The organism is Pseudomonas putida (genome assembly GCF_050990305.1).
Classification (GTDB): Bacteria; Pseudomonadota; Gammaproteobacteria; order Pseudomonadales; family Pseudomonadaceae; genus Aquipseudomonas; species Aquipseudomonas putida_AH.
The window spans coordinates 6,054,276-6,076,150 of record NZ_CP158817.1 but is presented as its reverse complement, the minus strand read 5'-3'; the positions used below and the strand labels follow the sequence as shown (position 1 = coordinate 6,076,150).

General features: G+C 59.9%; 16 protein-coding genes. 9 read left to right on the top strand and 7 right to left on the bottom strand.

Going from position 1 to position 21,875, the window contains the following annotated elements:
* Positions 1 to 175 precede the first annotated feature (175 nt).
* Complete coding sequence (locus tag ABTV22_RS27645; RefSeq protein WP_433737480.1) at positions 176 to 2,353, bottom strand: malate synthase G; 2,178 nt, start codon at positions 2,351 to 2,353, stop codon at positions 176 to 178.
* Between the two features lie 641 nt (positions 2,354 to 2,994).
* Here ABTV22_RS27645 and ABTV22_RS27640 point away from each other — a divergent pair.
* Complete coding sequence (locus ABTV22_RS27640; protein ID WP_096514609.1) at positions 2,995 to 3,513, top strand: glycine cleavage system protein R; 519 nt, start codon at positions 2,995 to 2,997, stop codon at positions 3,511 to 3,513.
* Between the two features lie 216 nt (positions 3,514 to 3,729).
* Here ABTV22_RS27640 and rarD read toward each other — a convergent pair whose 3' ends face one another.
* From rarD to ABTV22_RS27615, 5 genes are all read right to left on the bottom strand, one after another.
* A complete protein-coding gene (gene rarD, locus ABTV22_RS27635) occupies positions 3,730 to 4,617 on the bottom strand; it encodes an EamA family transporter RarD (RefSeq protein WP_433737479.1) in 888 nt (295 codons plus the stop codon).
* 156 nt (positions 4,618 to 4,773) lie between these two features.
* Positions 4,774 to 5,748 (bottom strand): serine/threonine protein kinase, encoded by a 975-nt coding sequence (locus tag ABTV22_RS27630; protein ID WP_433737478.1) that lies wholly within the window; start codon positions 5,746 to 5,748, stop codon positions 4,774 to 4,776.
* Between the two features lie 208 nt (positions 5,749 to 5,956).
* Positions 5,957 to 7,852, bottom strand: a complete 1,896-nt coding sequence (locus ABTV22_RS27625; protein WP_433737477.1) for a PhoX family protein — start codon at positions 7,850 to 7,852, stop codon at positions 5,957 to 5,959.
* 66 nt (positions 7,853 to 7,918) lie between these two features.
* On the bottom strand, positions 7,919 to 8,683 hold the full coding sequence (locus ABTV22_RS27620) for a TOBE domain-containing protein (protein WP_433737476.1): 765 nt from the start codon (positions 8,681 to 8,683) through the stop codon (positions 7,919 to 7,921).
* A gap of 182 nt (positions 8,684 to 8,865) precedes the next feature.
* A complete protein-coding gene (locus tag ABTV22_RS27615; protein ID WP_433737475.1) occupies positions 8,866 to 9,606 on the bottom strand; it encodes a ComF family protein in 741 nt (246 codons plus the stop codon).
* Positions 9,607 to 9,715: 109 nt separating this feature from the next.
* Here ABTV22_RS27615 and bioB point away from each other — a divergent pair, with 109 nt between their 5' ends.
* From bioB to ABTV22_RS27580, 7 genes are all read left to right on the top strand, one after another.
* Complete coding sequence (bioB, locus tag ABTV22_RS27610) at positions 9,716 to 10,771, top strand: biotin synthase BioB (RefSeq protein ID WP_433737474.1); 1,056 nt, start codon at positions 9,716 to 9,718, stop codon at positions 10,769 to 10,771.
* A 122-nt stretch (positions 10,772 to 10,893) separates the two neighbouring features.
* Positions 10,894 to 12,072, top strand: a complete 1,179-nt coding sequence (gene bioF / locus ABTV22_RS27605) for an 8-amino-7-oxononanoate synthase (protein WP_433737473.1) — start codon at positions 10,894 to 10,896, stop codon at positions 12,070 to 12,072.
* Positions 12,065 to 12,796, top strand: coding sequence for an alpha/beta fold hydrolase (locus ABTV22_RS27600; protein WP_433737472.1), 732 nt, complete (start codon positions 12,065 to 12,067; stop codon positions 12,794 to 12,796). The genes bioF and ABTV22_RS27600 overlap by 8 nt, the downstream gene beginning before the upstream one ends.
* Positions 12,789 to 13,601: a malonyl-ACP O-methyltransferase BioC gene (gene bioC / locus ABTV22_RS27595; protein WP_433737471.1), complete on the top strand. Its 813-nt coding sequence runs from the start codon at positions 12,789 to 12,791 to the stop codon at positions 13,599 to 13,601. The genes ABTV22_RS27600 and bioC overlap by 8 nt, the downstream gene beginning before the upstream one ends.
* A complete protein-coding gene (bioD, locus tag ABTV22_RS27590; RefSeq protein ID WP_433737470.1) occupies positions 13,598 to 14,278 on the top strand; it encodes a dethiobiotin synthase in 681 nt (226 codons plus the stop codon). The genes bioC and bioD overlap by 4 nt, the downstream gene beginning before the upstream one ends.
* Before the next feature lie 107 nt (positions 14,279 to 14,385).
* Entirely contained in the window at positions 14,386 to 14,682 is a 297-nt protein-coding gene (locus ABTV22_RS27585) for a pyrroloquinoline quinone biosynthesis protein PqqE (protein ID WP_433737469.1), read from the top strand.
* Positions 14,683 to 14,958: 276 nt separating this feature from the next.
* The gene (locus tag ABTV22_RS27580) at positions 14,959 to 16,764 is read left to right on the top strand and encodes a phenylacyl-CoA dehydrogenase (RefSeq protein ID WP_433737468.1); all 1,806 of its coding nucleotides are present in this window, start codon (positions 14,959 to 14,961) and stop codon (positions 16,762 to 16,764) included.
* 78 nt (positions 16,765 to 16,842) lie between these two features.
* On the opposite strand, the gene ABTV22_RS27575 is transcribed toward ABTV22_RS27580, so the two are convergent.
* Positions 16,843 to 18,597 (bottom strand): hypothetical protein, encoded by a 1,755-nt coding sequence (locus tag ABTV22_RS27575; RefSeq protein ID WP_433737467.1) that lies wholly within the window; start codon positions 18,595 to 18,597, stop codon positions 16,843 to 16,845.
* 1,168 nt (positions 18,598 to 19,765) lie between these two features.
* Here ABTV22_RS27575 and ABTV22_RS27570 point away from each other — a divergent pair.
* Positions 19,766 to 21,859, top strand: coding sequence for a cytochrome-c peroxidase (locus tag ABTV22_RS27570; RefSeq protein WP_433741523.1), 2,094 nt, complete (start codon positions 19,766 to 19,768; stop codon positions 21,857 to 21,859).
* Positions 21,860 to 21,875: the final 16 nt, after the last annotated feature.

Here is a 21,875-nt window from a genome sequence, read left to right as displayed (position 1 = left end):
GCTTGCTGGCGATAGCGGTGTGTCAGGTGCCGTCACTGTTGACACATGAGCCGCCATCGCCAGCAAGCCGGCTCCTACGGGTGAACCTCCCGCGAAGTCAATGTTGCAGACAACAGGAATAAAAAAGCCCTGATCTTTCGATCAGGGCTTTTTTATGTCCGGCATCAGCGCTCAGTTACAGGCCATTGGCAGCCTTGAACTCGCGACGACGACGGTGCAGAACCGGCTCGGTGTAGCCGTTCGGCTGCTTGGTGCCTTCGACGACCAGTTCGACCGCTGCCTGGAAGGCGATGTTGCTGTCGAAGTTTGGTGCCAGCGGGCGGTACAGCGGGTCGTTGGCGTTCTGGCGGTCAACCACTGGCGCCATGCGCTTGAGGCTTTCCATCACTTGCTCTTGGGTGACGATACCGTGACGCAGCCAGTTGGCGATGTGCTGGCTGGAGATACGCAGCGTGGCACGGTCTTCCATCAGGCCGACGTCGTTGATGTCCGGCACTTTCGAGCAGCCCACGCCCTGATCGATCCAACGCACTACATAACCCAGAATGCCCTGGCTGTTGTTGTCCAGTTCGTTCTTGATCTGCTCGGCCGTCCACTGCGGGTTGACCGCCAGCGGGATGGTCAGGATGTCGTCCACCGAGGCATGGGCACGCTTGGCCAGTTCGGCCTGACGGGCGAACACATCAACCTTGTGGTAGTGCAGCGCATGCAGCGCGGCGGCGGTTGGCGATGGGACCCAGGCGGTGTTGGCGCCGGCCATCGGGTGAGCGATTTTCTGTTCCAGCATCGCCGCCATCAGGTCGGGCATCGCCCACATGCCTTTACCGATCTGCGCACGACCTTGCAGGCCGGTGCTCAAGCCGATATCGACGTTGGAGTTCTCGTAGGCGCCGATCCATTTTTCTGCCTTCATGTCGGCCTTGCGCACCATCGGGCCGGCTTCCATGGAGGTGTGGATTTCATCGCCCGTACGGTCGAGGAAACCGGTGTTGATGAACACCACGCGCTCGCTCGCTGCCTTGATACAGGCTTTGAGGTTGATCGTGGTACGGCGTTCCTCGTCCATGATCCCGACTTTGAGGGTGTTGCGCGCCAAGCCCAGCACGTCTTCGATACGCCCGAACAGCTCGTTGGTAAACGCCGCTTCTTCTGGGCCGTGCATCTTCGGTTTAACGATGTAGACCGAACCGGTACGGGTGTTTTTGCGCGAGGTGTTGCCGTTGAGGTTGTGCATCGCCGACAGAACAGTCACCAGACCGTCGAGGATACCTTCCGGCACTTCGTTGCCGTCTTTATCGAGGATTGCATCGATGGTCATCAGGTGACCAACGTTGCGCACGAACAACAGCGAGCGACCGTGCAGGCTCAATTGGCTGCCGTCGACCGCGGTGTAAGTGCGGTCGGCGTTCATGGTACGGGTGAAGGTCTTGCCACCCTTGGCGACTTCTTCCGACAGGTCGCCCTTCATCAGGCCGAGCCAGTTGCGGTAGATCACCACTTTGTCATCGGCATCGACAGCGGCGACGGAGTCTTCGCAGTCCATGATGGTGGTCAGTGCGGCTTCCATCAGGATGTCTTTGACGCCGGCCGCGTCGGTCTGGCCGACCGGGGTGCTGGCGTCGACCTGGATTTCGAAATGCAGGCCGTTGTTTTTCAGCAGGATCGCGGTCGGTGCTTGAGCCTCGCCCTGGAAACCGATCAGTTGTGCGTCGTTGCGCAGACCGGTGTTGCTGCCACCTTTGAGGGCGACCACCAGTTTGCCGTCAACGATTTTGTAGGCGGTGGAGTCGACGTGGGAGCCGGCGGCCAATGGCGCGGCTTCGTCGAGGAAGGCGCGGGCGAAGGCGATGACCTTGTCGCCGCGCACCTTGTTGTAGCCTTTGCCTTTTTCCGCGCCGTCGGCTTCGCTGATGGCGTCAGTGCCGTAGAGCGCGTCGTACAGCGAACCCCAGCGGGCGTTCGAAGCATTGAGCGCGAAGCGGGCGTTCATCACCGGAACCACCAATTGTGGACCGGCCATGCGGGCGATTTCTTCATCGACGTTTTGCGTCGTCGCCTGGAAATCCGCCGCTTCTGGCAGCAGATAACCGATGTCTTGCAGGAAGGCTTTATAGGCCACGGCGTCGTGCGCCTGGCCGGCACGGGATTGGTGCCAGCCATCGATACGAGCCTGGAAATCATCGCGTTTGGCGAGTAGGGCTTTGTTCTTCGGCGCCAGGTCATGAATGACCTTGTCGGCACCGGCCCAGAACTGGTCGGCGGTGAGGCCGGTTCCGGGAATGGCTTCGTTGTTCACGAAGTCGAACAGGACTTTGGCGACCTGCAGGCCACCGACTTGAACGTGTTCAGTCATTGCTTGCCTCACTCTGCTCAGCTATTTCGCTTTTCAGCTCTTCAATTTAACAATGAAGCCTTCGGCCATTTAAACCACAAACCCGTCTACCAGTACATGCCATTTTCGGGCGGCTGGGGTGGGACCAATCAACGGCTTGGGGCCTTGCTGACAGGGCTTTCAGGGTTGCGAACGTGCCTGCGGCAGACATCGATCCAACGTTATGTAGTGCGCGCTGCGGCATACTACATGATGAATTGCGCTTGTGAAAATTAGACTATTTACGTCGTTCTGCGACCCCGTGACGCATTGCAGTCACGTCGGAGATCGGGATGTTCTCAAAAAACCATAAGATTGTTCCAGTTAAATATAAAAAGTTGTACACGATTTATGGTCCGGCACGGATCGTTGGTGTCTTTGTGGCGAGGGGATTTATCCCCGTTCGGCGGCGCAGCCGTCGCAAAACCTGCGTGCGCCGTTTGCCTGAAAGAATGTCGGGGGCCGCTTCGCAGCCCAACGGGGCGGTGCGACGTCTCGCTAAATCCCCTCGCCACAATGAGTGCTGACCAAAGAGTTCTTCACCACATCTCAGCTCTTGCCGACACGGCCCCTTGCCTATACTTGGTTTTCCATAACAAAAGACACGACCAGAGGGCTGCGCCATGGACCACCTCGTACTCACTGTTTTCGCTCCAGACAAGCCTGGGCAGGTCGAGCGCATTGCCCAATGCATTGCCGAGCACGGTGGCAACTGGCTGGAGAGCCGCATGTCGCGGATGGCCGGGCAATTCGCCGGGATTCTTCGGGTGGGTGTACCGGCCGAGGCCTACGATGCGCTGGTGGACGCGCTGAAGGGGTTATCCAGCCAAGGCATTCGGGTGTTGATTGCCGAAAGCAGCATCGAGCAATCGTGCACCTGGAAACCCATTGCCATGGAGTTGGTGGGCAATGACCGGCCGGGGATCGTGCGTGACATCACCCGTTTGCTCAGTGAGCAGGGCGTAAACCTTGAGCGGTTGGTGACGGAAGTACGTCCGGCGCCAATGAGCAGTGAGCCGCTGTTTCACGCCGAAGCCATTTTGGCGGTGCCGTTGACGCTGTCCCTGGAGGTGCTGCAATCACGTCTGGAAACCTTGGCAGACGATCTGATGGTGGAGTTGGTGCTGCGCAGTGAGCCTTGATCGGGTTATCCAAGTTAAACGTGCACCTGCCTGTGGATAACCTGTAGAGACAGCCTGCCAGGCCACGTCCGCCGTGGCTTGGCGAGCGTTGATCAAAAAAGCGCCAACATTCAGTGACTTGCGCACAAACGCCGGGGATCACGCTGTGGATAACCTTGGGAAGGAACGATGCAGGCCACGAGAACCGTGGCCTGTGGAGGTTTGTGCGTTTTTTGATCAGCTGCGGCGGCGCAGACTTATCCACGCATCGATGCTGTAGACCGCCAGCCCCGCCCAAATAAAGACAAACGCCAGCAGCGTGCTGGAAGACAAGTGCTCGCCAAACAGCAGCACGGCTTGCAATAACACCAGCGTCGGCGCCAGGTATTGGAGGAATCCCAAGGTGGTGTAGGGCAAATGCCGTGCAGCGGCGTTGAAGCTGACCAGTGGCACCAACGTCACGGGTCCGGCAGCCACCAGCCACCAGGCTTCGGAGGTGGTCCAGAACTCGGCCTGGGCGCTGTGGGCGGTCGGGTTGAGCAGCAACCAGGCCAGGGCGATCGGTACCAGCATCCAGGTTTCCACCACCAGCCCTGGCAGCGCCTTGACCGGCGCCTGCTTGCGAATCAGCCCGTAGAAACCGAAGCTCAGTGCCAACACCAGCGACACCCAAGGCAGGCTACCGACCTGCCACACCTGTTGCGCCACGCCGATGGTCGCCAGACCCACGGCAATCCACTGCATGCGCCGCAGCCGTTCACCCAGGATCAACATGCCCAGCAGCACGTTCACCAGCGGGTTGATGTAGTAACCGAGACTGGCTTCGAGCATGCGCCCGTTGTTCACCGACCAGACATAAGTCAGCCAGTTGGCGGCGATCAAGGTGCCGCTCAAGGCGAGGATCGCCAGTCGCCGCGGGTTCTCGCGCAATTCGCGCCACCAGCCCGGGTGCTTCCAGACCATCAACAACAAGGCCCCGAACAGCGCCGACCACAACACGCGGTGGACGATGATTTCCACGGCGGGCACGCTGGCGATGGCTTTGAAGTAGAGCGGGAAAAGTCCCCAGATGATGTAGGCGGTCAGGCCCAGGATGTACCCGCGACGCGGGTTGGCGGCTTGCATGTAGAGTCCTTGCTTAGGCAGCTAACAAAGAAGGGATTGTAGGGAGATTTTCTCTTGTGTGCTGTTTCGCTTCTTGTAGGAGCAAGGCTTGCCTGCGATGGCGTCCTTGAGATCGCCATCGCGGGCAAGCCTTGCTCCTACAGGGGGCGGTGTGAATCAGAAGAGTTTGAGGGGCTCTTCATTGAGCGCCGCCAGTTGCTCACGCAACGCCAGCACTTGATCGCCCCAATAGCGTTCCGAGCCAAACCACGGAAAGCTGCGCGGAAACGCCGGGTCGTCCCAGCGACGGGCGAGCCAGGCGCTGTAGTGCATCAGACGCAGGGCACGCAAAGGTTCGATCAGCGCCAGTTCCCGGGGGTCGAAGTCGTGGAACTCGTTGTAGCCGTCCATCAATTCCGACAACTGCCCCAGACAATCCTGGCGGTTGCCGGCCAGCATCATCCAGATGTCCTGCACGGCCGGGCCCATGCGGCAGTCGTCGAGGTCGACGATGTGGAACACCTCGTCGCGGCACATCATGTTGCCGGGGTGGCAGTCGCCGTGCATGCGGATGTTCTGGTGTGGCGTGTCGTTGTAAACCTCTTCCACACGCTTGAGCAGGTCGCGGGCCACGGACTCGTAGGCCGGCAGCAGGCTGCGGGGGATGAAGTCGCCTTCGAGCAGGGTTTTGAGTGAGTCGTGGCCGAAGTTTTTCACCGCCAACGCTTCGCGGTGCTCGAACGGTTTGGTCGAGCCAACCGCGTGCAGGCGACCGAGCAATTGCCCCAGGCGATACAGCTGATCGAGATTGCCCGGCTCCGGTGCGCGACCGCCGCGACGGGGGAACAGGGTGAAACGGAAGCCGTTGTGCTCGTGCAGGGTTTCTCCGTTGTGGATCAGCGGCGCAACCACCGGCACCTCGACTTCGGCGAGTTCGAAGGTGAACTGGTGCTCTTCGAGGATCGCTTCATTGGTCCAGCGTTGCGGACGATAAAACTTGGCGATCAGCGGCTCGGAGTCTTCGATGCCGACCTGATAGACGCGATTTTCGTAGCTGTTAAGCGCCAGGATGCGCGCGTCGCTCAAGAAGCCGATGCTTTCGACGGCATCGAGTACGAGGTCTGGGGTGAGGGTTTCAAACGGGTGGGCCATGCTGACTCCTGCGCGCAGCAGGCTGCTGCGTCCGGCCAGGCATGGTAGCGCAGAAGGGCTGTCTTTAGTGTTTGGGCTTGAGAGGTGTGTTGTACATGTCGACGCCATCGCGAGCAGGCTCGCTCCCACAATTGATCGCCCATGTGTCACAGATTGCATGCACACCGACGTTCCCTGTGGGAGCGAGCCTGCTCGCGAAAGCGTTCTGTCAGGCGCCGATGATCCCGCCGTCTTCACGGGTGATGGCAATCACCGAGGACCGCGGCTTGCCGTTGGGCAAGTGCTCGGGGAAGGTCGAACCACCGTTTTCGCCCGGATGCTGGATCCCGACGAACATCGTTTTATGGTCCGGCGAGAAGCTGATCCCCGTCACTTCACAACCGATCGGCCCGACCATGAAACGGCGGATTTCGCCGGTCACCGGGTCGGCGCAGAGCATCTGGTTGTTGCCCATACCGGCAAAATCACCGGTGTTGCTCACATCACCGTCAGTCAGGATCCACAAGCGACCGGCCTTGTCGAAGCCCAGGCCGTCCGGGCTGTTGAACATGTTCTGCGGCGTGATGTTCGACGAGCCGGCCTTGGGTGTACCGGCATGGGCGCCCGGATTGCCGGCCACCACAAACAGGTCCCAGGCAAAGGTGTGCGAGGCGTGATCGTCGCGCTCGGTGCGCCAGCGCAGGATTTGGCCGTAAACGTTCTTCTCGCGCGGGTTCGGTCCGCCCACCGGTTGCCCGTCTTCACCGCGTTTGGCGTTGTTGGTCAGCGTGCAGTAAACCTGGCCGTCCTTGGGGCTGACCACGATCCATTCCGGGCGATCCATGCGCGTGGCTTTCACCACACTGGCGGCGAGACGGGCGTGGATCAGCACTTCGGCCTGATCGGCAAAGCCACTGCTGGCGTCGATACCGTTCTTGCCGTGGGTCAGTTCGATCCATTCACCCTGGCCTTTGGGGTGATCGGCGTTGCCGTCCCCCGCATCGAAACGCGCCACGTACAGGGTGCCGTGATCGAGAATGTCGCGGTTGGCCTTGGGGTTCTTGTGATCGATCTTGTCGCGGCTGACGAATTTGTAGATGAACTCGCCGCGCTCATCGTCGCCCATGTACACCACGGCATGACCATCGCCGGTTTCGGCCAGGGCGGCGTTTTCGTGTTTGAAGCGACCCAGGGCGGTGCGCTTGACCGGGGTTGATTTCGGATCGAACGGATCGATCTCTACCACCCAGCCGTGACGGTTGAGCTCGTTGGGGTTCTTGGCCAGGTCGAAGCGCTCGTCGTGCTGGTGCCAGTTGATTTCTTTACTGGTCGCCACCGCGCCGTAACGTTTTTGCGCCGGGTCGAATGTCTGCTCGGCGTTGCTGCTACCGAAACAGTCGGTGAAGTTCTCTTCGCAGGTCAGATAGGTGCCCCAAGGCGTCTTGCCATTGGCGCAATTCTGGAATGTGCCGAGAACGTTCTTGCCGTGGGGGTCGGCACTGGTTTTCAACAGGGCATGACCTGCGGCTGGACCGCTCATGCTGATCGGGGCGTTGCCGTGAATGCGGCGGTTGTACTGCGAGCCCTGGACGAATTGCCACTGGCCGTTCTTGCGTTGTACTTCCAGTACCGTGACGCCTTCGGCCGCCTGTGCCTTGCGCACTTCCTCGGCCGATTGCGGCATGCCGCCGTGGGCGTAGAGGTAGCGGTAGTTGGTGTATTCGTTGTTGATCGCCATGAGTGCCCGGTCTTTTTCGCCCGGGAATTCGAACAGGCTCATGCCGTCGTTGTTGTCGCCGAACTGGACTTCCTGATGCTCGGCGCTGCCGTTGCCACTGGGGTCGAAGGCCGGGCCGTTCTTGTGCAGGGGCTGACCCCAACTGATCAGCACCGAGGATTTGTAGCCGGGTGGCAGGCTGATGCTGTCGGCGGTGGCGGCGGGAATGCTGCCGAAACCCATCAATGAACTGGTGCCGGCCGTGGCGGCCATCACGCTGCGGCTTAGCAAGTTGCCGCCCATGAACAACGCGGCGCCGCACAGGGCTCCGGCGCCGATAAATCCACGGCGGCTGAGGCCGACCATCTGTTCGAGGTCGGTGGTTTGGTTTTCTTCTAATAGGCTCACATCAGGCTCCCTGCGGTTTTTGCAGTCACCTTAATGATGGGCGATGAAGGTTTTGTTGCAGCGCGTTTACAGCGGCGTGCCGAGTAATACGTTAGAGGGTGAAAACTGCACGCTCACCGATTTACCGACACTCAGCCCCCGGGCGCGCAGCTGCTGCGGTTCGGCCAGGGCGCAGAGTGTCTGGCCGTTGGGCAGGCCGATGCGTACTTCGCTTGGGCCATTTTCGGCATCGAGAATTTCGTCGACAGTACCTTTCAGGCAGTTGTATCCGGGTGTTGCGCCGTCGTCGGCGCCCAGCACTTCCAGCCAGCCGGCCTTGATCAGGGCCACCACTTCGGTACCCGGTTGCAGCTCCAGACGCAGGGTACTGTCGTGGGTGATTTGCGCATCGATGCTCAAACCTTCAGCCAGTTCAAGGCGAATTGTGTCGTTGTGGCCCTGGGTTTCGATGGCTGCAATCTTGCCGTGCAACTGATTGCGCGCGCTGGTGCGCAGCATCAAGCGGCTGAGCAGGTCGAGGTCGCTGGCCTCTTCGGCGGCTTCGAGCACCTGAGCCTGTAGCGCTTGCAGCTTTTGATACAGGCGCAATACGCGCTCACCTTCGCTGGACAACCTGGCGCCGCCACCGCCCTTGCCGCCGACACTGCGTTCGACCAGCGGTTTTTGCGCGAGGTTGTTGAGCTCATCGATGGCATCCCAGGCGGCCTTGTAGCTCAGCCCCGCGCTTTTCGCCGCGCGGGTGATCGAGCCTTGTTCGGCAATGTGCTGCAGCAGGGCGATACGTTGCGGACGGCGGACAATGTGCTGGGACAACAAGGTTGGCAAGGACATGTGGGTGGGCTTTGGTTGTGGCGATGGAGAGGACGTTGGCTGCTTGCGGCGTGGGAGTCAAGCCAGATGACCTGTAGGCGCCGAGCTTGCTCGCGATTGCGGATTAACATTCAACATGGATGGCGACTGTCACAACGCTATCGCGAGCAAGCTCGGCTCCTACAGGGTTTTGTGTTTTCGGGTCAGACCGTGTCGCCAGGTTTTGGGGTGCGGGCCAGGCAGTAAACGTCGACCCGCGCGGCGCCGGCGTCCATCAAGAGTCGAGCCAGTGCCTGCGCCGTGGCGCCGGTGGTCAGCACGTCATCCACCAGGGCCAGATGACGTCCTTTGACCGATGCCTCGGGTGTCAGCGCGAACGCATTGCGCAGGTTTTTTCGCCGCGCACTGGCATTCAGCGTTTGTTGCGCTCCGGTGTCCTGAGTCCTGAGGAGCAACCGTTCGTCGCAAGGCAAATCGAGACGTGTGGCGAGCCAACGCGCCAGCATCGCGGCCTGGTTGAATCCCCGTTGGCGCAGTCGTCGGGTGGCCAGCGGCACCGGCAGCAGTAAATCGGGCCGTGGCAGATCTTCATCGAAGCGATGGCGCAGGGCCTGAGCGAGAAGTTCGGCGAGCAGGTGGCCAAAAGGCCACTTCGCGCTGTGTTTGAAGCGGGTAATCAGGCTGTCGATCGGAAAGCTGTAAGTCCAGGGTGCGATGACCTTTTCAAAGGCTGGCGGTTGCTTCAGGCATGGGCCGCAGGTCAGGCCGGCGGTGGGCAACGGCAGGGCGCAGGTCTGGCAGTGATCGCCTAACCAGGGCAATTCGGTTTCGCAAGCCATGCAGATAGGTGTGGCGTCATCGGCGGTTTCATCGCACAGCAAACAAGATTGTTTGTTTTTTAACCAGATGTAAACCTTGCTTTTGCGTTGTGGTTGACAGTGCATCGCTCTTCCTTAAATATGCCGAACATCCGTGTCGCGCCTGTGGGTATTCCATGCCCCAGTCGCTTGCCCAGCATAAAACCGTGCCCTGCATAAAAGAAAGGTAATGCCCATGAGCGCCAGCACCTCTGCAACCCTGCGTCATGACTGGTCTTTGGCCGAAGTCAAAGCACTCTTCGTTCAGCCATTCAATGATTTGCTGTTCCAGGCGCAGACCGTGCACCGCGCGCATTTCGACGCCAACCGTGTTCAGGTTTCCACACTGCTTTCGATCAAAACCGGCGCCTGCCCGGAAGATTGCAAATATTGTCCGCAGTCCGGTCACTACAACACCGGCCTGGAAAAAGAAAAGCTGATGGAAGTGCAGAAGGTCCTCGAAGAGGCCGCTCGCGCCAAGGCCATCGGATCGACCCGTTTCTGCATGGGCGCGGCGTGGAAGCACCCGTCGGCCAAAGACATGCCCTACGTGCTGAAAATGGTCGAAGGCGTGAAGGCCTTGGGCCTGGAAACCTGCATGACCCTCGGTCGCCTGGATCAGGAGCAGACCGAAGCGCTGGCCAAGGCCGGCCTGGATTACTACAACCACAACCTCGACACCTCGCCTGAGTTCTACGGCAGCATCATCACCACCCGCACCTACAGCGAGCGCCTGCAAACCCTGGCCTACGTGCGTGATTCGGGGATGAAGATCTGCTCCGGCGGCATCCTCGGCATGGGCGAGTCCCTCGATGACCGCGCCAACCTGCTGATCCAGTTGGCCAACCTGCCGGAGCATCCGGAGTCGGTGCCGATCAACATGCTGGTGAAAGTGGCCGGCACGCCACTGGAAAACGCTGAAGACGTCGACCCATTCGACTTCATTCGCATGCTCGCCGTCGCCCGGATCCTGATGCCCAAATCCCACGTGCGTCTGTCCGCCGGCCGCGAAGCGATGAACGAACAGATGCAGGCCCTGGCTTTCTTCGCCGGCGCCAACTCGATTTTCTATGGCGAAAAACTGCTGACCACCGCCAACCCGCAGGCCGACAAGGACATGCAACTGTTCGCGCGTCTGGGCATCCAGCCGGAAGCGCGTGAAGAGCATGCCGATGAGGTGCATCAGGCCGCGATTGAGCAAGCACTGGTAGAGCAGAAGAGCAGCGAGCAGTTCTATAACGCGGCCATCTGATCGACGCTAACCCCCCGTAGGAGCTGGCTTGCTGGCGATGGCAACACCCCCGGTCCTTCAGGCCGGCCGCGCTGATGCCATCGCCAGCAAGCCGGCTCCTACGATTCAATCTCGAGGCCTGCATGTCTTTCGATCTCGCCGCACGCCTGGCTGCCCGTCGTGCCGAAAACCTTTATCGCCAACGTCCGCTGCTCGAAAGCCCGCAAGGCCCTGAGGTGGTGGTCGATGGCCAGCCGTTGCTGGCGTTCTGCAACAACGACTACCTGGGCCTGGCCAATCACCCACAAGTGATCGAAGCGTGGCGTGCCGGCGCTTCGAAATGGGGGGTTGGCGGTGGCGCCTCGCATCTGGTGATCGGCCACAGCGGCCCGCATCATGCCCTGGAAGAAGCCTTGGCCGACTTGACCGGGCGCCCGCGCGTCTTGCTGTTCAGCACCGGTTACATGGCCAACCTCGGCGCCGTCACCGCGTTGGTGGGGCAGGGCGATACCGTACTCGAAGACCGGCTCAATCACGCATCGTTGCTCGATGCGGGGCTGTTGTCCGGCGCGCGGTTCAATCGCTACTTGCACAACGACGCGACAAGCCTGGCCACACGCCTTGAGAAAGCCACCGGCAATACGCTGGTGGTTACCGACGGCGTGTTCAGCATGGATGGCGATATCGCCGATCTGCCAGCGCTGGCCCAGGCAGCCAAGGCCAAAGGGGCGTGGCTGATGGTCGACGATGCTCACGGTTTCGGCCCGCTGGGCGCCAGCGGTGGTGGCATCGTCGAGCATTTCGGCATGAGCATGGAAGACGTACCGGTCCTGGTTGGCACTCTCGGCAAGGCGTTCGGTACGGCGGGTGCCTTTGTTGCCGGCAGTGAAGAGCTGATTGAGAGCCTGATCCAGTTTGCCCGTCCGTACATTTACACCACCAGTCAACCACCGGCTCTGGCCTGTGCCACGCTGAAAAGCCTGGAACTGCTGCGCAGCGAGCACTGGCGCCGCGAACATCTGCAGACGCTGATCCGACAGTTCCGCCAAGGTGCCGAGCAGATCGGCCTGCAGTTGATGGACAGTTTTACGCCGATCCAACCGATCATGATCGGCGACGCCGGGCGCGCGGTGCGTTTGTCGCAGATGCTGCGCGAACGGGGGTTGATGGTGACCGCGATCCGTCCGCCCACCGTGCCCGCCGGCAGCGCGCGTTTGCGCGTAACCCTGACCGCTGCCCACAGCGAAGCGCAGGTGCAGCTATTGTTAGAGGGATTGGCCGACTGTTACGGACAACTGGGACCGGAGCCAAGCCATGCGTGACCAACTGATTCTGCTGCCTGGTTGGGGCCTCGGCGTTTCGCCGCTGGAACCGCTGGCGGCGGCATTGCAGGGCCTGGACGAACACCTGCGTGTGGAAATCGAGCCCTTGCCGGAGCTGGAGTCGAGTGACATTGAAGAATGGCTCGATGAGCTCGATTCGACGATCCCTCAGGACGTCTGGCTCGGCGGCTGGTCGCTGGGCGGTACGTTGGCGTCGGCGTTGGCGGCACGTCGCGGCGATCGTTGCTGTGGTTTGTTGACGTTGGCGAGCAATCCTTCTTTTGTCAGCCATGAGCAATGGCCGAGCGCGATGCCGGGCGAAACCTTCGATGCCTTTCTGGCAGGCTGCGCGGCCGACCCGCGCGTGACCTTGAAACGCTTTTCGTTGCTTTGCGCTCAAGGCGCCGAAGACCCGCGTGGGTTGTCGCGGTTGTTGCTCGGTGGTGCGCCGCATAGTGCGGCCCCCGTATTGATGAGCGGCCTGGAAGTGTTGGCGCAACTGGATACCCGACAGGCGTTGCAGGCTTTTCGCGGCCCGCAACTGCATCTGTTCGCCGGCCTCGACGGGCTGGTTCCCGCTGAAGCAGCGGGGGATTTGCTGACATTGCTGCCCGATGTAGAAATTGGCCTGATTGAACAGGCCAGCCACGCGTTCCTTCTGGAGGACCCCCACGGTGTGGCGGGGGCGATCCACGCCTTTTTGCATGAGTCCGGTGATGACTGATCTGTCCTTTCCCAACCTGTCAGGCGGTTTGCCCGACAAACGCCAGGTAGCAGCCTCTTTTTCCCGTGCGGCAGCGAGCTACGACAGCGTGGCCGAGTTGCAGCGCGATGTAGGCAGTCAGCTGATGAGCCGATTGCCAGCTGATTTTGTGCCGGGACGTTGGCTGGACTTGGGCTGTGGCACTGGGTATTTCAGTCGTGCGCTGGGTGAGCGGTTCCCCGAGGGGCAAGGGGTGGCATTGGACATCGCTGAAGGCATGCTCAATCACGCTCGGCCATTGGGCGGAGCTACGCACTTCGTGGCTGGTGATGCCGAGCGACTACCGTTGCGTGATTCAACCTGTGATTTGATCTTCTCCAGCTTGGCGGTGCAGTGGTGTGCGGATTTCGCCTCGGTGCTCAGCGAGGCCCATCGGGTGCTCAAGCCTGGCGGAATTTTCGCGTTTGCTAGTCTGTGTGTAGGCACGTTGTTTGAATTGCGTGACAGTTGGCGGCAGGTCGACGGCATGGTGCACGTCAACCGCTTCCGCGAGTTCGCGGTGTATCAACAGTTGTGCGCGGCCAGCGGTTTGCGCGCGGTCAGCCTGCAGACCCAGCCACACGTGCTGCACTTCCCGGATGTGCGTAGCCTGACCCATGAGCTCAAGGCACTGGGCGCGCACAATATCAACCCCGGGCGGCCGGGCGGACTGACTGGCCGGGCGCGGATTCTGGGGTTGATCGAGGCTTATGAGCAGTTTCGTCAGGCTCAAGGCCTGCCGGCGACTTATCAAGTGGTGTATGCCGTTATGGAGAAGCCCTTATGAGCGCAGCGTATTTCATCACCGGCACCGACACCGATGTTGGAAAAACCACGGTGGCCGCCGGTTTGTTGCACGCTGCACGGTCGGCAGGCCTGAGCACGGCGGCCGGTAAACCGGTGGCTTCGGGCTGTGATGTGACGCCCAAGGGCTTGCGCAATGCCGACGCATTGGCGCTGCTGGCGCAATGCTCACTGCCGTTGACTTATGAACAGGTCAACCCGATAGCATTCGAGCCTGCCATTGCTCCGCACCTGGCGGCACGGGAGGCGGGTGTGGCGCTGACGGTGCAGTCGCTGTTGATGCCCATGCGGCAGATCCTCGACATGCAGGCTGATTTCACCTTGATCGAAGGTGCCGGTGGCTGGCGCGTGCCCCTGGCGGATCAGGACAATCTGTCAGACCTGGCGATTGCGCTCGATCTGCCGGTCATCCTGGTGGTCGGCGTGCGTTTGGGTTGTATCAGCCATGCGTTACTGACGGCCGAGGCGATTGCCCGCGACGGTTTGCAGTTGGCAGGGTGGGTGGCGAATATCATTGATCCGAAGACGTCGCGCCTGGAAGAAAACCTCGCGACCCTCGCCGAACGAATTCCGGCACCGTGCCTGGGGCGGGTGCCGAAGCTCAAGGTGATGACCGCCGAAGCGGTGGCCGAGCATCTTCAGCTGGATTTGCTGGACTAGATTTTGGCTATGACAAGGCACTGTGCCATTAGTGTTTTTGACGGGTATTTCCCGGGCATGTCTGTTTCAATGGCCACTGTTGATCCTTCACAAGGACGAGTTCTCCCATGGAAATCTCAGGAAATACCGCTTTTTATGCCGGTCTGAGCACTATTCAGACGGGGCAGAACCGCGTTGATCAAGCCGCCGGGCAGATCGCCAACACCACCCTGGAACGTTCGCTCACCAGTCAATCCTCCGAGATTCAAGCCGAGCGGCTGCGTTCAGTCGATCGCAGCCAGCAATCGGATGTGACCAGCGACGTGGTGGACATGGCCCAGGGCAAATTTCAGGTGGAACTGGGCGTCAAAGTCGCCAAGGCTTCCGATGAAGTACTCGGTACGCTAATCGATACCTTCGCCTGATTCTTCGCTGAACCCGCACTGCTGACGCCGCGATCATTCGCGGCGTTTTTCATCGTAAGTCCTTATTTGCAAACTATTCTTTCCTTCATGGCGTGTTGCTTGAGCAACGGCGTTGCGTTGCTGCGCGCGTGCTTGCCCAGCAAGCATTGGCGAACGGCAAAAGATCGACGCTTGACAAGATTTAGGCGTAAACGTATGTTTCAAACAACTGTTTGACCGCCATAACAAATCAACGCGGTCGTTCATTCCCGGTTACATCAGCAGAGGTTTATCGCTATGCCTGACTACAAGGCCCCCTTGCGTGATATTCGCTTCGTTCGTGACGAGTTGCTCGGCTACGAAGCGCACTATCAGAGCCTTCCGGCTTGCGCAGACGCAACTCCGGACATGGTTGACGCCATTCTCGAAGAAGGCGCCAAGTTTTGTGAGCAGGTATTGGCTCCGCTGAACCGCGTGGGCGATCTCGAAGGCTGCACCTGGAGCGAGTCCGGCGTTAAAACCCCGACTGGCTTCAAAGAGGCCTACAAGCAATTCGTCGAAGGCGGCTGGCCAAGCCTGGCCCACGACGTTGAGCACGGCGGTCAAGGCCTGCCGGAATCGTTGGGGCTGGCCATCAGCGAAATGGTGGGCGAATCCAACTGGTCGTGGGGCATGTACCCTGGCCTGTCCCACGGTGCGATGAACACCATCTCCGAGCACGGTACCCCTGAGCAGCAAGAGGCTTACCTGACCAAGCTGGTGTCCGGCGAATGGACTGGCACCATGTGCCTGACCGAGCCGCACTGCGGCACTGACCTGGGCATGCTACGCACCAAGGCCGAACCTCAGGCCGACGGTTCCTACAAAGTCTCCGGCACCAAGATCTTCATCTCGGCCGGCGAACACGACATGGCCGACAACATCGTCCACATCGTGCTGGCCCGCCTGCCGGATGCACCGGCCGGTACTAAAGGCATTTCCCTGTTCATCGTGCCGAAGTTCCTGCCCAACGCAGACGGTTCGGTCGGTGCGCGTAACGCGGTGGCCTGTGGTTCCCTGGAACACAAGATGGGCATCCACGGCAACGCCACGTGCGTGATGAACTTTGACGGCGCGACGGGTTTCCTGATCGGTCCGGCGAACAAAGGCCTGAACTGCATGTTCACCTTTATGAATACCGCGCGTCTGGGTACTGCTCTGCAAGGTCTGGCCCACGCCGAAATCGGCTTCCAGGGCGGCCTGAAATACGCTCGCGATCGTCTGCAAATGCGTTCGCTGACTGGCCCGAAAGCACCGGACAAAGCCGCTGACCCGATCATCGTGCACCCAGACGTACGCCGCATGCTGTTGACCATGAAGGCGTTCGCTGAAGGCAACCGCGCGATGGTGTACTTCACTGCCAAACAGGTCGACATCGTCAAATACGGCGTGGACGAAGAAGAGAAGAAGAAAGCCGACGCCCTGCTGGCCTTCATGACGCCAATCGCCAAGGCCTTCATGACCGAAGTGGGTTTCGAATCGGCCAACCACGGCGTACAGATCTACGGCGGCCACGGCTTCATCGCCGAGTGGGGCATGGAGCAGAACGTTCGCGACAGCCGCATCTCCATGCTGTACGAAGGCACCACCGGCATCCAGGCACTCGACCTGCTGGGCCGTAAAGTGCTGATGACCCAAGGCGAGGCCCTGAAAGGCTTCACCAAGATCGTGCATAAGTTCTGCCAGACCAACGAAGGCAACGAAGCCGTTAAAGAGTTCGTCGCACCGCTGGCTGCACTGAACAAGGAGTGGGGCGAGCTGACCATGAAGGTCGGTATGGCCGCCATGAAAGACCGCGAAGAAGTCGGCGCGGCCTCCGTGGACTACCTGATGTACTCCGGTTACGCCTGCCTGGCTTACTTCTGGGCCGACATGGCGCGCCTGGCTGCCGAGAAACTGGCTGCCGGTACGTCTGACGAGGCGTTCTACACCGCCAAGCTGCAGACCGCGCGCTTCTACTTCCAGCGCATCCTGCCGCGTACCCGCACTCACGTAGCAACCATGCTGTCGGGCGCCAACAACCTGATGGACATGAAAGAAGAAGATTTCGCGCTGGGCTACTAAGGCCTGACGCAGTTCTTCAAAAAAAACCGCCGCTCTTTCGGGAGCGGCGGTTTTTTTTGCGCCATTGTCAGGCGTTGCTCACCATGGGGTAGGGGCCAGTGGTCCGGCACCCGTTGGGACGGCGGAACCTTCGCCATTGCGAATGAACGGCAGATGCCAGAAGTCGTTGGGAACGACAGGGTCGCCCGGCTTGACGTTCTCCGGAAAGATGAACTCGAACACCGGCGCCACGTATTGCCCCGCGATCAGCCCATTGGCCGTTGGAGCTTGGCTGGCGAGGCAGTTGTCCACCAGGGCCTGGGACAGATTGTTCGGGTCCGGAACGCACATTGAGCGCGCCATCACCCGCAGGGTCCGAGTCGGCTGGCTGAGCAGTCCGGTTGGCGCCTTGGTCGCCCGCAACCTGGCACGCTGTGGTTGAGCACCGGTGTTCTGGGTGGTAATGCCGCCCGAAACACCACGGCAAGTCGCTGCCAGGGTCAGTGCGGGATTGCATTCGCCGGTCATCTCATAGGGTGTCACCCAACGGTTATGTTCCGCGCCGTTGTTGTCCACATCGATGAGGTAAATATCCACCGGCGTCAGGATGTCGGTTGTCGATGTTTCAAGGAACATCCGGTCCTGGGTTTCCTGGGCCACGCCACTGACGGCGACCGGGTTCGGATCGGCACTGCCGATGCCGAATTCGCCGATCGACAGGTAGCTTGGCTGCGTGCCGGGCTGCGTGTAGATACCGACGTTGGCTTCGATGGTGTGGGCAGAGATGAAGTCCGGACTTCCGGAGGTTGTCGATTTGAACAGGGTGCCGGAATAACTGATGAAGTCGCCGACTTCGAAAGGCGCTTGCTGGCGCGGATCAGGATCTGTCGGGAGCCTTGTCGCGTCGGCTACCGCTTTCATGACGAACTGGCTGCAATAAGTCTGGCCCAGCGCCGGTGGGCTCAATTCACCGCTGGCCGGCAGCGGACTGACACCGGCCTGGCTGAAATTGCGGCAGTTATTGGTTGTGGTCGGCGTCTTGGCCAGTGGCCGGTTTGTCTGCGGGCACAATGCGTCATCGGCGCTACGTGGTACACACATGGGAAAGCCGGTGGCTGCGTGAATGGTCGGGTTGGCATCATCCACGGAGAAGCGCGGGTCTGCGGTCCGGACTCGGCCGAAGCGTCCATTCGGGTCGTTGATCTGCAGTATCGTGGGCTGCGGCGAGTTGGTGCTGGTCACCTCGATATTGCCAGTGTCCAGGTCGATCCGGCTGATGTAGCCGCTGCCTGTCTGGGTTGTCTGTTGGGAGACATCGATCAACCCGGCGATCTGTTTGCCATTGACGGTATTGCCCACCACGTGGATCTCGAACGATGGGTAAGCCCGGGTGCTATTGAGCCCCAATGCTCCACCGTTGACGAAATCGCGCCAACTCAGGGTATTGGCCGGCATCTGGATGATCATGTTGCAAGGGACGGTAATGGTCGTGCCATTGACCACAATCTTGCCGCCACTGCGCTCCACCGGGACGGTAGCCCCCGGGCAGGTGTCGGCGGGGGAATCTACCGTCATGTCCTGGATAAAGCCTGTGACGTCGAAGCCGTGAATCGCAGTAGCGTCAGTGAAGACGGGATCAGGCAGCGTGGGTGTGGCGAATGGTGCCACCGCCCCCTTGGTGGGAGGCTTGGCGGTTCCGCCGCCACCACCGCCACCACCACCACCTCCGCCGCCCCCAGGCGCACCTTTCGCGGCATAGGCGGCCCCTCCTCCAAGAAGCATTGCCAGGGCGACCGCACTGGCGATCAGTGCGGGGCGCGTGGCGAGCGGTTTTATTTTTGCAAATAAGTTCATGGTTCTCTCTCCAGAGTAAGGCAGGACCAGTTGCCGGCCAATCGCTTCACAGCTCTGTTGATGCGCTGATTCCTGCGCAAAAAGGCGCAAAACTGTGAGTGTCGGATGGGGCTCGATCCAACGGTAAAAGTGCCTGTGTGCAGTTGGCACTTGCCGTTTTGATACATCCAACCTGCGATGCATCGGCCGGTTACGGACGCAATCGCGAGAAGCCTTTCCTTGAGCCTGATGCGTGCAAAGCAGGTGTCGTGCCTGTTTTGAAACATTCAGACACAAATGGCCGCCAGCGCACGGGGAATGCGGGCTGCATGAAAAATTGAGGGAAATGAGCGAAACATGGCCGAATGGATATTCACCACTATAGGGGGGGATATATACCCAAGTTCGGGATGTGCGAGGTGAAAGTTAATCTGAGTGCTGGGTTTTCTCGTCATGAGTACTAAATGAGAAACGTTGCCTATATGTACTCCTGGCGAAGCATGATTGCAATAAAAAGTTTCACTTGGTGATAGTCGTAAAGTTTTTTGGATTCGATAAATAAGAAAAGCCATAGCTCGCGCAGTGCTAATTATGCACGCGAGAAGTATGGCTTTTATGAGAGGTTTCCGTTGTTGGTCACTTTAAGTGCGGGTGACCTTGTCAGTAACTTTCGCTACTCATTGGCTATTTAGCAATTGTCCTGCCAGGTTTTCATTGAAAGATATTTAGTGGTTTTTTTCCTTTAATTACATATGGTTATGTATTAAGCGTGGGGCAAGGTTTGCACGGCTTTGGGTAATATTCCCCAATTGTGGGGGTAAGTTCACCGGAAGTGAGTGGGCCTTGTAGTGACGGTATTTAATTGCATTCTCAATAAGAAAAAATTTTGATTATTCTGCTGTTGAAATTTTTTGTTACAGCTAAAGTAGTGTCAAGCGTCCTTGGTGGCGTGAAAAGTCAATGATAAAAAATCCTGAGCCAAGAGTGTTCTTTGCCAGTCAGGCCTCGTATTGCCGAAACAATAGTTAGTTGTTCGGGAGACGGATGCGAGCAGCAAGATTCATGGCCGATAGTTCATCTCGCAACAGGGTAATCACGGAGCCTGGCTACTCCGTACTGAATCGGGAACGCCATCATGGTTAATGACATGAGCACCTTAAGATCCACCCGCTTGGCTTGTGCGATGGCGATGACTCTGCTCGCTATCGGTCTGCCTGAGATGAATGCCTGGGCCGCTGATCCGGCCGGGACGGTTCCACCCGCACTGGATGTGCCGATGCTGCAATCGCTGCGTGGCTTGACCCCCCCTGACCCCTCGGGCACCGAGGGCGGGCGCAAGGTCGATCTTATGAGCGACTATGTCACCAACCGTTCGGCGGCGATCCTCTTGGGCAAGGCGCTGTTCTGGGACATGGAAATCGGCAGTGACGGCTCCACCGCTTGTGCGTCCTGCCACTACCACGCCGGGGTCGATCACCGAAACACCAACCAGATCAACCCGGGCCAAGCCAACACCAACGCGAACGTCGCATCGATTTTCAACAAGCCCTTCACGGCTTCAGATATCCCCGGCGATGTGCCGTCCTACACCACCAAGTCCGGGGGCAAGGGCGGCCCGAACTATCTGTTGAAAAAAGCCGACTTCCCGACCCATGTGCTGTCCAACCCGCTGGACCGCAACTCACCTATCGTCTATTCCACTGACGATGTGATCGGCTCGCAGGGCGTGTTCGACGCCAACTTCGTCAAGCCCCACCAGGCGCGTTTCGACAAGTGCATCCAGCAACCGGACGGGATCTTCCAGGTCGGCGGCATCAACGTGCGGCGAAGCACCGGGCGCAACGCGCCGTCAGTGATCAACGCCGCGTTCAACGTGCGCAACTTCTGGGATGGCCGCGCCAACAACGTGTTCAACGGCTTCTCGCCCTTCGGTAACCGCGACCCGGATGCCGGGATCTACGTCACCAAAGACAACAGCGGCGTGGCCTCTAAGGTGCGGCTGGCACTCAAGGATGCCTCCGCTGCCTCGCAAGCGGTCGGGCCTCCCGGCAGCCCCGTGGAGATGTCCTGCGGCGGGCGCACCTTCGCTGACATCGGCCGGCGCATGCTCGACACGCTGATGCTCAAGCAACAGCGGATTTCGTCCACCGACTCGGTATTGGGCCCGGTGTCCGGTGCCCGTCGGCCAACCTACCGCGAACTGATCAAGAACGCGTTCCAGCCACGGTTGTGGAATGCCACGCAGCAGGTGTTGGTGGGTGATGCGCCTTACACTCAGATGGAGGCCAACTTCCCGCTGTTCTTCGGCCTGGCGATCCAGATGTATGAAGCCACGCTGGTCTCCGATCAGGCGCCGCTGGATGCCTATTTGAACGGCGATCAGTCCGCCATGAACGCGCAGCAGGTGCAAGGCTTGAATCTGTTCCTGGGCAAGGGCAAGTGCGTCAGCTGCCACGGTGGCCCGGAACTGACCAACGCTGCCAGTCGCTTGCTGTTCCATCCTCGCGAACGCATCGAGCGCATGGTTATGGCGGACGGCCTGACCACACTCTATGACAACGGTTTCTACAATACCGGTGTGCGTCCGACCTCGGAGGACTTGGCAGTCGGCGGTTCGGATGCCTGGGGCAATCCGCTGTCGTTCACCCGTGAGTACAACACCCAACTGCAAGGCGGGAACATTCCCGACCCGCTGGAAGTCGATGTCTGCACCTTCGAAGCGCCGTTGAGCGCAGCGATCCCCTGCGATGCTACGCAAAAGCCCAACGTCAACTTCCGTGACTCGGTGGATGGCGCGTTCAAGACACCGACCCTGCGTAACATCGCGCTGACCGGCCCGTACTTCCATAACGGCAGCCGCGCCACGCTGCAACAAGTCATGGAGTTCTACAACCGCGGCGGCGACCGGCGTGGCGAAGATGCCAGCAACACCAGTGGCTTCGAGCACCCGGCGGTCAATCAGCACAACGGCTCCAACCTTGATCCGGACATGACTCCATTGAACCTGACACAGGATGAAATCGATGCCCTGGTCAAATTCATGGAAGTCGGCCTGACCGATCCACGTGTGGCGTGGGAACGGGCGCCGTTCGATCATCCATCGCTGGTACTCGCCCAAGGCGCCAAGGGCGATGAAAACTCTGTCGGGCAAAAACCGGCCAGTCCAAAAATCACTACCCGTCAGGCGCAGGACGCCGAGTTTCAGCTCAAACCTATCGGTGCCGAGGGTCGCCCTGCGCTAGAGGGGCCGCTGCAACCGTTCAATAACGACCTGCCACAGTAACTCCCCTTGCGTCACT

What these genes read in the sequence shown, in the direction of transcription:
- ABTV22_RS27645 (WP_433737480.1), bottom strand. Translation starts at nt 2,353, where the DNA reads ATGACTGAACACGTTCAAGTCGGTGGCCTGCAGGTCGCCAAAGTCCTG.
- ABTV22_RS27640 (WP_096514609.1), top strand. Translation starts at nt 2,995, where the DNA reads ATGGACCACCTCGTACTCACTGTTTTCGCTCCAGACAAGCCTGGGCAG.
- rarD (WP_433737479.1), bottom strand. Translation starts at nt 4,617, where the DNA reads ATGCAAGCCGCCAACCCGCGTCGCGGGTACATCCTGGGCCTGACCGCC.
- ABTV22_RS27630 (WP_433737478.1), bottom strand. Translation starts at nt 5,748, where the DNA reads ATGGCCCACCCGTTTGAAACCCTCACCCCAGACCTCGTACTCGATGCC.
- ABTV22_RS27620 (WP_433737476.1), bottom strand. Translation starts at nt 8,683, where the DNA reads ATGTCCTTGCCAACCTTGTTGTCCCAGCACATTGTCCGCCGTCCGCAA.
- ABTV22_RS27615 (WP_433737475.1), bottom strand. Translation starts at nt 9,606, where the DNA reads ATGCACTGTCAACCACAACGCAAAAGCAAGGTTTACATCTGGTTAAAA.
- bioB (WP_433737474.1), top strand. Translation starts at nt 9,716, where the DNA reads ATGAGCGCCAGCACCTCTGCAACCCTGCGTCATGACTGGTCTTTGGCC.
- bioF (WP_433737473.1), top strand. Translation starts at nt 10,894, where the DNA reads ATGTCTTTCGATCTCGCCGCACGCCTGGCTGCCCGTCGTGCCGAAAAC.
- ABTV22_RS27600 (WP_433737472.1), top strand. Translation starts at nt 12,065, where the DNA reads ATGCGTGACCAACTGATTCTGCTGCCTGGTTGGGGCCTCGGCGTTTCG.
- bioC (WP_433737471.1), top strand. Translation starts at nt 12,789, where the DNA reads ATGACTGATCTGTCCTTTCCCAACCTGTCAGGCGGTTTGCCCGACAAA.
- bioD (WP_433737470.1), top strand. Translation starts at nt 13,598, where the DNA reads ATGAGCGCAGCGTATTTCATCACCGGCACCGACACCGATGTTGGAAAA.
- ABTV22_RS27585 (WP_433737469.1), top strand. Translation starts at nt 14,386, where the DNA reads ATGGAAATCTCAGGAAATACCGCTTTTTATGCCGGTCTGAGCACTATT.
- ABTV22_RS27580 (WP_433737468.1), top strand. Translation starts at nt 14,959, where the DNA reads ATGCCTGACTACAAGGCCCCCTTGCGTGATATTCGCTTCGTTCGTGAC.
- ABTV22_RS27575 (WP_433737467.1), bottom strand. Translation starts at nt 18,597, where the DNA reads ATGAACTTATTTGCAAAAATAAAACCGCTCGCCACGCGCCCCGCACTG.
- ABTV22_RS27570 (WP_433741523.1), top strand. Translation starts at nt 19,766, where the DNA reads ATGACTCTGCTCGCTATCGGTCTGCCTGAGATGAATGCCTGGGCCGCT.